Genomic DNA, 8,798 nt, shown 5'->3' on the forward strand with positions numbered 1-8,798 from the left:
ATCAATTTGAAAGAAAAAGGTCTGTTTAACCTTACGATGACCAACTATTAGGTCAGCAAAACTCGGAGAAGAAGGACGTTGTTTCATACTATAAAGGTACAAAAATATGATGAAATGAGCAAACTTTGAACAATGAGTTTTGCAGAGGTCTCATCATACAAAAACCACGTGCACTATCAATCCAGCTTATTCTATGCGGAATGGGCATTATCATATTGATTAAATGATTTTTTTAAAATTATTTTATTTATGAATACAGCATCTATTATAATAATATAGGGCATAATAGGATGATGAAAACGAGCTTCTCCATGCCCTACAAACATAATCATGAGCATGTTCAAGATAATGAGGGCAAAGGGAAGTACGAGAGTTTGCTTATATGGCAGCCTGCGTATTTGAATGCAACTCGTTACGAATAAAAATCTTTTTCTTACACATAATAAGGTATAGTCCTGTTAATGAAAAAAATATATTAGGCACTTCGCTTAGTAAAGAAGTTGCTTCACCGTAATTGGCAGGATATAAAACGTATATGAGCAGTGCTATGTTTGCTATTCGTGTATTTGTTATTTGTTGTGTAATTTTATATAGCATCCAGGCTGTCATGCCTTTCATCAGTGAATAGCAAACAAGTAAAGGAACAACAGAATGAAACAATTTCAGAGATAAAGCAACTGTATTTATAGCACCTATGTTCCATATGAAAGCTAAATCTGTTAATTTTATGCTAATAGGATAAGGTTCATTATAAATTAAACAGTTGTTGGCGAGTTTGATATATCCTTCACTGTCTGGATATGGAGTATAGCCAAATATACATAGAATAATGAGTTGTAATAATATAAAAACAGTGATTATCTTATTATGGCTATTTTGCATACAGTTCCTAATTTTCCTTCTTGTGTTGCTGTTTGCACCATATATATGCCCGAAGCAACTGGTCTTTCGTTCATGTCAGTGCCATTCCAAACAAAAGTACCGCCATTACTTTTTCCTTGAGCAACGAGTGTACCATTGGCTGTAACTATCTTTATATCGGCTTGATAACTGAGACCAACAATAGTGATTGGTCCCGTATAGCCTGGTTCTACAGGATTTGGGTAAGCATAAGTCGTTTCCTTGTTCATCGTTTCTACAGCTTCTGTAGCATCACTGTGATAAGAACAAAGTCCTTTGTCGCTACCAAAATACACTTCACCTGTTTTATCGTTAATCGCAATACTTTGAATGTGGTTAGAGGGTAATACACTGTTGGTGGTGGTGAAATGATGTATTTGTTCGTTACCGTCAGCACTCATTAAATATACCCCATTGTTTCCAGTTGCAAACCATTTTCGGTTGCTTTGGTCAACAGCAATACACGTAATATCTACTCCTGATAATAAATAGTCGGCAAGGTTACTTCCATCTTTCCTATCTATTTTTATTTGATTAAATGTAACATTCTCTAATGTAGTTATTTGTGAAGCTGGCAACATTAAAGGACCTACGTTTGTGCCAATCCAAATATTGTTTTCTAAATCTTCAGCAATACATTTTACTGATAGTACTTCAATATTAATACCATCTTGATTAACTAATTTGGTTATTGAGTGTAGTTTGTTAGTTATTGGATAATAACAAAACAAACCAGGAAAATGACTATGTGCGTTGACAAACCATAGTAAAGATCTACTGTCAAACATTGCACTTGTCATACAATTGAGTTTACTTGTTTGGTCTATTAAATCTTTTTGAAAATGTGAAACCATTTTACCATCAGGTGTAAGTTCTATGATAGTTTCTCTTTTTGTTTGACTATTTAATATCCACAAGTGTGAGTTTTGATCAAAGGTCATTCCATTGATGAGTACATAGTTATTATTTAATTCCCTTCCACGGTCAATAGCACCACTAAGTATGCTATTATCTTTGTTATAATATTTAATGAGTTTTCCGTTTAAAAATTCGTACAGTCCAGTTCTTCCTGCTGCAAAAACATGGTCTTTATTATGAGGGTCAACGGCTACACAGTTATTATCTACATAGGAGTAACCTGTAATTTTTTCTAAGCTATCTTGATATATTTGCCATCGTTGTTCATTAAAAACCTGAACAGTGCCAGGATGATTAAGGTCTGTATTCCCTGATATAAATACTCCTGCGGTTGTATAAAGTTGGTTGTGTGCATATATCATGTGGTAAAAATGATTATATTGAGGACCGTGTGGACGATACTCCTCCATTTTCTTCATCAGTGCTTCATCCTTTGGGTTGGTGTTTTTGGTATAATTTCCTATTCTCTTCCAATTATTTTTGTCCAACAAATTGGAAGATAATTTTGCCGCATATTTTCCTTTTGTGGACGACTCTGCTATCAATTGGTCTTGCTGTTGATGAATCCAGTCTACTTGAAAGCCTAAAAAATAGGTATCACTTATTTGGGCATCTCTTACATTCACTTTCATAATGCCAAATCCTGTGGCGAGATAGGCATAAATACCATTCATGAAGATAGAATGAATAGTTTTATCAACGGTTAGCGATTTAGTATAGTAATCTGAAAGATTTGTCACATTACCGTTGTCATCCAGCAAATCTATATTATAATTTTTGTACACAATAACCAACCGTTTGGCTGCCCTATTATACCCAATGTGCGTAATTTCTGTATCATTTAACCCCGTTGTTCGGTCAAAAGTTTGGACACTATTATCGCTTTTATTATACGCAAAAAGTCCACCAGAGGCTAATGTATAAATCGTAGATCCTGCTTGCTGTACATCTGTAATGTGGTCATAGGATGGATATACTTTCCATGTTCCTATTTGTGCCATACCCTGTAAACAGCACATAAGGACGAGAAGGGCAGATACGAAGGTTGTTTTCATGCTGCAATTGGGTTATAGAGTTTCATTAATCTTGCTATGAAGATATTCTGCTAACTTTTCTACAGCCTGTGCACGGTGCGAGATATGGTTCTTTATGGTTTCACCAAGTTCAGCAAAACTTTGCTGATAACCATTGGGAATGAATATTGGGTCATATCCAAAACCAGCGTTGCCACGTTTTTCTTTTGCAATGATACCGTCTATACGTCCTTCAAAATAATGTATTTCAGGTGCTGCAAAAGCATTTTTAATGTTTTCTTCTTGTTGATTTTTGGGATGTTGCAGCAAGGCAATGACGGTGCGAAAACGAGCTTTTCTGTTTTCTTTATCCTGTAATTCGTGCAAAAGTTTCTGCATATTTGCTTCGCTATTGTGGTCGGTTCCCTCTGCATAGCGTGCACTGTGGACACCGGGTGCACCATGAAGAGCCTCTACTTCAAGCCCCGTATCATCGGCAAAGCAGTCTAAACCATAATGCTCTGCCACATATTTGGCTTTTAGAAGAGCATTTTCTTGCAAGGTTTCTCCTGTCTCTGGAATATCCTCATGACAACCTATATCTTGTAGAGACACTATTTCAAACCGTTCTCCCAATATGTCACGAATTTCCTGAAGCTTGTTGGGATTGTTTGTTGCGAATACGATCTTCATGTTTTTTCTTTACTTTTACTTTGATTTGATCAAATCCCTCGCCGTAAACTCCAATAACAGAACTCTGACTGACAAAGGCATTTGGGTCGGTCATTTTGATGAGTCGGAAGATGAGTTGACTCTCGTTTTTACGAGCCAAGAGACAGATTACTTTGATTTCTTGTCCTGTGTACCATCCGTGACCGTCAAGAATAGTCAGTCCATGGTCGGTTTCTTTAGAAAGAATGTCGGCTATCTCTTCATGTTTTCTCGAATAAATCATGAACTGTACCGATTGCCGTTGACGGGCAAACACAAAGTCGAGCATGAAACATTCGATGATAATGGTACAGTAGCCAAATACTACTTTGTGTGCGCGTTCAGCCATTTCGCCAAATTGTGGGAAGAAGAAACAGCTGCTAACTATAAAGATATCTACCAATATTAGTACCTGTCCTAAGGACATATCCTTGTATTTGTTCACGCATGCAGCAATGATATCCGAGCCTCCTGTACTGCCGTTGTTCAAGAAAACCACTGCCAATGATGAACCAGTGATACAGCATCCAATAACCATTGACATGAAGTCTTGTCCTTCACCCAATACCTTGATAAAGTTTCCGTTAGCATCCAAAGGCATTAGACTTTGTGCAAACATTAACATGAAGTATAGGGCAAAGATGGCATAGATGGTTTTCATCATGAATCGGAAGCCCAAAATCTTCAGGGCTACGATTAATAATGAAATGTTGATAATCATGTATGTGTTTTCCAACTTAAAGCCCGTGGCATAATACACAATGGCTGACATACCAGTAACACCACCCGTTACAATCTGGTATGGCAACAAGAAAATGGTAAATGCGGTAGTGTAAAGTAAAAGCCCCAATGTAATGAATACATAGTCTTTCACTTCATTCATGACATATTCTTTATTTTTTATCATTTTAGTACGATATTAATAATTTTACGTGGAACGATAATAATCTTTACAATGGTTTTTCCTACCATATATTTAAGTGTGCGTTCATCGGCAAGTACCTTCTTTTCAATTTCCTCTTTACTATCGTCTATCGAGAAAACCTTTTGGAATCGAGCCTTTCCATTGAACGAAACAGTCATCTGAATATCATTTTCTTTGAGGTATTCTTCGTTGCATTCTGGCCATTGTGCATCGCAAACAGTGGTAGTTTCTCCAAGTGCATGCCACAGTTCTTCACTGATGTGTGGGGCGAAAGGTGCCAATAGCTTGATGACGTCTTTAAGTAATTCTTTATTTGTGCATTTGCTTTGTGCCAACTCATTTACACAAATCATAAATGCAGAAATGGCAGTATTATACGAAAAGTGTTCAATGTCGCCCGTTACTTTCTTGATCAATTTGTGCACAGATTTAAGTTGTTCAGGGGTTGGAGCGTCATCGTTGGGCAAGAACTTATCGGTTCTATTTTCGTAAACTAATCCCCATAGCTTTTTCAAGAATCGGTGACAACCGTCTATACCATTCGTATCCCATGGTTTGCTTGCCTCAACAGGACCTAAGAACATTTCATACAGTCGTAACGTGTCTGCACCATACTGTTCTACTATCATATCAGGATTGACAACGTTATACATCGATTTCGACATCTTCTCTATCGCCCAACCACAAAGATATTTATCATTTTCTAAGATAAATTCTGCATTTCTGTATTCTGGTCGCCACGCTTTGAAAGCTTCTATATCCAACACGTCGCCATGTACTATATTTACATCCACATGGATGGGCGTGGTTTGGTATTGATTTTTTAATCCTAATGACACAAATACTGGTGCAGCCGAATGGTCATCATTATTGATACGATACACAAAGTTGCTACGTCCTTGTATCATCCCCTGATTCACTAACTTCTCAAAGGGTTCTTCTTTGCAAGAATAACCATAATCATGTAAAAACTTGTTCCAAAACCTCGAGTAGATTAAATGCCCCGTTGCGTGTTCTGTTCCACCCACATATAAATCTACATTCTGCCAGTAAGCGGCTACATCCTTAGCTACCAATGCCTCTTCGTTATGTGGATCCATATATCGGAGATAGTAAGCTGAGCTGCCAGCAAAACCAGGCATCGTGTTCAGTTCGAGTGGAAAGACAGTAGTGTTATTTATCAGAGACTTATCAACAACTACATTCTTTTCAATATCCCATGCCCATTTTGTGGCACGTCCCAATGGGGGTTCACCTGTTTCTGTAGGTTCGTATTTATCTATCTCGGGCAATTCGAGAGGCAAACAGTTTTCGGGAATCATGTAAGGCATTCCACCTTTATAATATACAGGGAATGGTTCGCCCCAATAACGCTGGCGAGAGAAAATGGCGTCACGCAAGCGATAGTTCACCTTTACATGCCCTAAGCCCTGTTTGGTGATGTATTCTTTAGTGGCAGCAATGGCATCTTTTACCTGCATGCCATTGAGACTGAAGGTAGTTTGTTTTCCTTTTATTGGACTATTGATCACCGTTCCCTCCTTTGCATCATAACTTTCTTCGCTTACATCAGCTCCTTCAATCAGTGGAATGATAGGTAAATCAAAGTGTTTGGCAAAAGCATAATCGCGGCTGTCGTGCGCTGGAACAGCCATGATAGCACCTGTTCCGTAGCCTGCCAATACATAGTCGCTCACATAAATAGGAATATTATCGCCCGTGAGTGGATTCACAGCATAGCTACCTGTAAACACACCCGATACTCGACGGTCGGAGATACGCTCTCGCTCGGTGCGCTTCTTGGTGGCATCTACATAGGCTTGCACTTCTTGTTCTTGTGAGGAAGTCGTAACTTGTGAAACATAGTCACTTTCAGGAGCCAATACCATGAAGGTGACACCAAAAATTGTGTCGGCACGAGTGGTGAAAATGGTGAGTTCGATGTCGCTGTCGGCAACCTTGAATCGTACTTCTGCACCTTCCGATCTACTAATCCAGTTGCGTTGAGTCTCTTTCAAGGATTCCGTCCATTGTACATTGTCCAGTCCGTCGAGCAAACGTTGTGCATACGCTGACACGCGTAAACACCATTGGCGCATTTTCTTTTGTACCACGGGGTAACCTCCACGTTCGCTCACTCCATCAACTACTTCATCGTTTGCCAGTACTGTTCCTAATCCAGCACACCAGTTTACCATGGTTTCTCCAAGATACGCAATGCGATAATTCATCAATATAGTTTGCTGTTCTTGCTCGTTCATGGTTTTCCATTGGTGGGCTGTAAATGACAAATCTTCACTTTGTGCCACATTCAAACCGTCACTACCCTTTGTTTCAAAGTGCTGTATCAGTTTTGAAATGGGCTGCGCTTTCTGTAAATCATTGTCATAATACGACTGAAACATCTTGATGAATGCCCATTGTGTCCAGTGGTAATACTTAGGATCGCAAGTCCTAATCTCTCTGTCCCAATCGAAAGAAAATCCTATTTTGTCCAATTGTTCCCGATAGTGCTTGATGTTTAGCTCAGTGGTGATGGCTGGATGCTGACCAGTTTGTATGGCATATTGTTCGGCAGGCAATCCATAGGCATCATATCCCATGGGGTTCAGTACATTAAATCCTTGTTGACGTTTATACCGAGCATAAATATCACTGGCAATATAGCCCAAGGGATGACCCACGTGTAGCCCTGCACCAGAGGGATAAGGGAACATGTTAAGTACGTAAAACTTTTGTTTTTGCTTGTCTTCAACAACATGATAAGTCTTGTTTTTCACCCATTCTTGTTGCCATCTCTTTTCAATGTCTCTGAAATTGTATTCCATAGGATATCTTTATTTTCTACTTGAAATAATGATCAAATGCTATTTAGGTAGCAAAATTACTAAAAAAAGAAATATAAAATGAATAAAAAGTGAATTTTATAGAAAACTCATGGGTTAGTTATTGTTCATGTTAAAAAATACTACCTTTGCAGAATGATGAGTTATCAATGCAAAATAGGATGTATAGGTCTCGTTACGGCTTTGTTGATGTGTAGCTGTACCGAGCGAAAGCAGCCCCATCCAATGAGTTCGTCTCTCTCCAATAGCGATACGATGGTAGACACAACTCAGATTTATCATCATATTACTTTGGATTCAACCGAGCAGTTGCAAATATATTATCCACATTTCAAGCGAATGGATTTGGTGTGTGGAACGATGCCACAGCCAACCGATACATCAATTATCATGGTGTGTGCGGCAGCGTTTACGGGTCAACTTAAAAAGGAGTTCAGTCATGAAAATATCGCTGGAAACCATGTCAGCGAAGGAGTTTACCACAAAGGCTACCCTTGTAAGGCAAACACAGGTGCTTTTGTATATGCGCATCGTCAATGGAAGTTTGTTTATCAGGATTACGCAGCCGAAGTGGCACGGGTGGCTGATGAAAGTGGTATGGGTTTTGGACAAATGATGTTAATCAATAACGGATTACGCATGCCTGCCAATGTTGTAGGAAAGAATATTTGTCGGGCTTTGTGCGAGCGCAAGGGAAAACTGAGTATAATAGAGTCGCAGCAGCCTTTGTTGCTCATCGATTTCATCAAATTTTTAGGTAGATACGGTGTTACACAAGCCTTATATTTAGACATGGGTGAGGGTTGGGATTATTCTTGGTATCGAGACAATCAAGGAATTGTACAGTACATACATCCAAAGACGCACGATTATGGTACCAATTGGATTACCTTTTACCGATAATTAAGAACGCTAAACAGATGGTATTTGTCTTCTTCTCACGAAAAAAATACCAGCGAATAACGTAAATAAGCGAATTATAAGCAGTGATTTGTCAATAAAATTTAGCGTTATTACCCTTATTTCTACAATACTTTTGTTAGCTAATCATTGAGAAAAATCCTTTCTATAGCAGCAAGTTCAGCAACGATAAAAAACATTTATAGCAAACTTTTATTAAAAATGTTTGCTGCATTCGAAAAAACCTTTTATCTTTGCATCCGCATTTAAGCCCAGATGGCGGAATTGGTAGACGCGCTGGTCTCAAACACCAGTGGGGCAACCCATCCCGGTTCGAGCCCGGGTCTGGGTACAAATAACGGCTGATACTCTATGAGTTGTCAGCCGTTATTATTTTTATGGGTAGTTATAGGGTACCAAAAAGCGACAGCACCCCCAACATTTTATTATTAAAGCCTCGGATGTAGACTTGATAATTAGTTTTTATGATTGTTTCATTTAAGAAAACTGGGGTCAGTCGTAAAACCCAGTTGCACCCCTCCTCTCATGCACATAATTTCATAAGCCTGTAAAGGAAGAAAGGAA

Annotated in this window: 5 protein-coding genes and 1 tRNA gene; 2 read left to right on the forward strand and 4 right to left on the reverse strand. The window is 38.7% G+C overall.

The window, feature by feature from the left end; genetic code table 11:
* Positions 1-857: 857 nt before the first annotated feature.
* From DEM91_RS11290 to leuS, 4 genes are read right to left on the reverse strand one after another with little or no spacing between them, the layout of a single operon-like run.
* Positions 858-2,873: a Por secretion system protein gene (locus DEM91_RS11290; protein WP_195253979.1), complete on the reverse strand. Its 2,016-nt coding sequence runs from the start codon at positions 2,871-2,873 to the stop codon at positions 858-860.
* 12 nt (positions 2,874-2,885) lie between these two features.
* Positions 2,886-3,524 (reverse strand): non-canonical purine NTP diphosphatase, encoded by a 639-nt coding sequence (locus DEM91_RS11295; RefSeq protein WP_195253978.1) that lies wholly within the window; start codon positions 3,522-3,524, stop codon positions 2,886-2,888.
* Complete coding sequence (locus DEM91_RS11300) at positions 3,472-4,449, reverse strand: YitT family protein (protein WP_195253977.1); 978 nt, start codon at positions 4,447-4,449, stop codon at positions 3,472-3,474. The genes DEM91_RS11295 and DEM91_RS11300 overlap by 53 nt, the downstream gene beginning before the upstream one ends.
* Positions 4,446-7,295: a leucine--tRNA ligase gene (gene leuS / locus DEM91_RS11305; RefSeq protein WP_249858996.1), complete on the reverse strand. Its 2,850-nt coding sequence runs from the start codon at positions 7,293-7,295 to the stop codon at positions 4,446-4,448. Before leuS ends, DEM91_RS11300 begins: the two co-directional genes overlap by 4 nt.
* Positions 7,296-7,448: 153 nt before the next feature.
* On the opposite strand from leuS, the gene DEM91_RS11310 reads away from it, so the two are divergent.
* Positions 7,449-8,216, forward strand: a complete 768-nt coding sequence (locus DEM91_RS11310; RefSeq protein WP_195253975.1) for a hypothetical protein — start codon at positions 7,449-7,451, stop codon at positions 8,214-8,216.
* 267 nt (positions 8,217-8,483) lie between these two features.
* Positions 8,484-8,565 (forward strand) — tRNA-Leu (locus DEM91_RS11315).
* Positions 8,566-8,798: the final 233 nt, after the last annotated feature.

This window comes from Prevotella sp. TCVGH, from assembly GCF_023522295.1.
Lineage (GTDB): Bacteria > Bacteroidota > Bacteroidia > Bacteroidales > Bacteroidaceae > Prevotella > Prevotella timonensis.